The sequence below is a fragment of the Nonomuraea sp. B5E05 genome, from assembly GCF_039880665.1.
GTDB lineage: Bacteria > Actinomycetota > Actinomycetes > Streptosporangiales > Streptosporangiaceae > Nonomuraea.
This window is the reverse complement of the sequence record NZ_JBDPMJ010000104.1, coordinates 1-944: the sequence shown is the minus strand read 5'-3', so window position 1 is coordinate 944 and position 944 is coordinate 1. Positions and strand designations below refer to the sequence as shown.

The 944-nt window shown below is 67.6% G+C and carries 1 protein-coding gene; it reads right to left on the bottom strand.

All coding sequences use genetic code 11. The annotated features are described in order from the left end of the window. Positions 1-107: 107 nt before the first annotated feature. Positions 108-944, bottom strand: an 837-nt coding sequence (locus ABGB01_RS46005; protein WP_347780657.1) for an RNA-guided endonuclease TnpB family protein, incomplete at its 5' end; no start/stop codon positions are given.

The window sequence follows — 944 nt, the reverse complement described above, 5'->3', positions numbered from 1 at the left end:
GTAAACGAGGGGGATTCCCACGGTCGCCCGTGAGGCTTCCTGCTTCACAGCCGGTCGCCCGTCCGAGAGGACTCTCGTTGAGGTCTTACACCCGCTCCACAGGCGTTTCAGCTCTCCGCCAGCCCGGCGGCGAGCACGTTCTTGGCCGCGTTGACGTCCCGGTCATGGACCGCGCCGCAGGCACAAATCCACTCCCGGACGTTCAGCGGCATCTTCTCCTGCAGGGCCCCGCACGCCGAGCACAGCTTGGAGGAGGGGAACCAGCGGTCAACCGCCACGAGCGTGCGCCCGTACCATGCGGCCTTGTACTCCAGCATGCCGCGCATCTCTCGCCACGAGGCGTCGGAGATGGCGCGGGCCAGGCTGCGGTTCTTGACCATGTTGCGGACGGTCAGGTCTTCCACGGCGATCACTTGGTTCTCGCGAACAAGCCGTGTCGTGACCTTGTGCAGGTGATCTCTTCTGCGGTCGGCGATCCGGGCGTACACCTTGGCGACCCTGGCCCGGGCCTTGGCGCGGTTGTTCGACCCCTTGGCCTTGCGGGCCAGGGCCCGCTGAGCCTTGGCCAGCTTGCGCCGATCGGTGCGCTCATGACGCGGGTTGACGATCTTCTCGCCGGTCGAGAGTGTCGCCAGCGCGGTGATGCCCGCATCCACACCGACGCTCTGCCCGGCAGGCGGGAGCGGGCTGATCTTCTCCTCGACCAGGAGGGACACGAACCAGCGTCCCGCGCTGTCGCGGGACACGGTGACCGTGGACGGCTGCGCACCCTCCGGCAGGGGACGCGACCACACAATGTCGAGCGGCGTGTCCATCTTGGCCAGCGTCAACCGGCCGTCACGCCAGCGGAACGCCGAGCGGGTGTACTCCGCCGACGCCCGGGACTTCTTCCGGGACTTGAACGTGGGGTACTTGGCGCGCTTGGCGAAGAAGTTCGCGAACGC